The sequence below is a fragment of the Kitasatospora sp. NPDC101155 genome (assembly GCF_044768305.1).
GTDB lineage: Bacteria > Actinomycetota > Actinomycetes > Streptomycetales > Streptomycetaceae > Kitasatospora.
Map to the genome: position 1 here is coordinate 1 of NZ_JBIWPN010000159.1, position 1,435 is coordinate 1,435.

General features: G+C 70.0%; 1 protein-coding gene. It reads right to left on the reverse strand.

Annotated features, from left to right (window positions below):
• The coding region (locus ACIRYZ_RS46545; RefSeq protein ID WP_402955848.1) for an IS1182 family transposase at positions 1 to 1,435 on the reverse strand (1,435 nt) is incomplete at both ends.

The following is a 1,435-nucleotide window of genomic DNA, read 5'->3' on the forward strand; positions in this document are numbered from 1 at the left end:
AGGTGGGTCTTGGCCAGCCCGGTGTAGCGGGTGCGACGGATGCCGGTGCGGCGCACGGCTTGGGAGATGGTGCCCTCGACACCGGCCCGGACGTTGTAGCGGGTTTTCCACTCCTCGGTCTGTTGCTCGATGCGGCGTTGCTCCAGGACCTGCTGCTGCTCTTGGGGCAGGAGGGTGAGGCTGCGGCCGTATCGGCCGTTCGCGGCCTTGGTGCACTGCGCCCGGGCCGGGCACGGATCGCAGTCCTGGAGCGCGAAGTGCACGCGGGTGATCGGGGTTCCGCTGGGTTTGCGCTGGTCGGACCAGCTGACGCTGACCGCTCCTTGCGGGCAGGTGGCCTTCCGTCCGTCCCAGTCGACGCTGAAGGCGCCCTGGGCGATGCGCTCGCCCTCGAGGCGCTCGTGGTGGGTGTCCAGGCCGACAGGCCCCACCAGGTCGATGCCGTGCTCGTCGCGGGCGGTGACGATGTGGGTGGCGGTGACGTAGCCGGCATCCACATCGTGCTCGTCGGGCAGTAACTCCCGTGCGGCCAAGCCCTGGTGGACCTCTTCGGTCACTTCGGTGTCGGCCACGGTGGCGTCCGTGGTGATCACACTGGTGATCAGGTGCGGGGCATCGGGTTCGCAGGTCTCACTGAGATGGGTCTTGTAGCCGCACCAGCCCGAGCCGCGCTTGACGCTGTAGCGGGCATCGGGGTCATAGGGCGAGGACAGGCGACGTCTGCCCGGCGGGAGGTCCTTGCCCTCCCGCCAGCGCACCCCCTCACCGTCACGGTGGTACTGCTCCACCCAGGCCCTGCGCAGGACCTGGACAGCCGGGATCTCCCGCAGCCAGCCCGGGGCACCGGGGCCGAGCGCGGCCTCGAGGAGCGTGAAACCGTCCCGGCCGACCTGCTCGGCCCACTCCTTGCGGACGTTGTCGCCCTTGGGGAAGCGGTAGGAGTCGATCCGGGTGCCGTAGCGCTTGGTCCACTCCGAGGTGACCAGCGGTGAAAGCCACTGCGGGGCCGCCGCCGCCAGGGCCTCCAGGGCGGCTCGCAGGGTCTCGCCGACGAACTCCATCCGGTTCAACGTCCGTACCGCTGCCAGGACATGGGTGGAATCAGTGCGCTGACGCCCGCCCGCACGCAGGAGCCCGAGGTCAGCGATCCGCTCAAGGATCAGGTCCAGGACCTTCTCCTCCATGCCGTGCTCGATCAGCCGGGCGCGGAAGTCGCTCAGGACCGTGAAGTCGAACCCCGGGTCGTCCAGCTCCAGGCCGAGGAGGAACTTCCAGTCCATCCGGGCCCGGACCTGGTCAGCGGCCTGCCGGTCGGTGAGTCCCTCGGCGTACTGCAGCACCGAGACCAGTGCCAGCGCCCCCGGCGAGACCGCGGGCCGACCCCGTGCGGGGAACGCCTCGGCGAAGGATTGGTCCTCGAACAGCGGACCGAGCG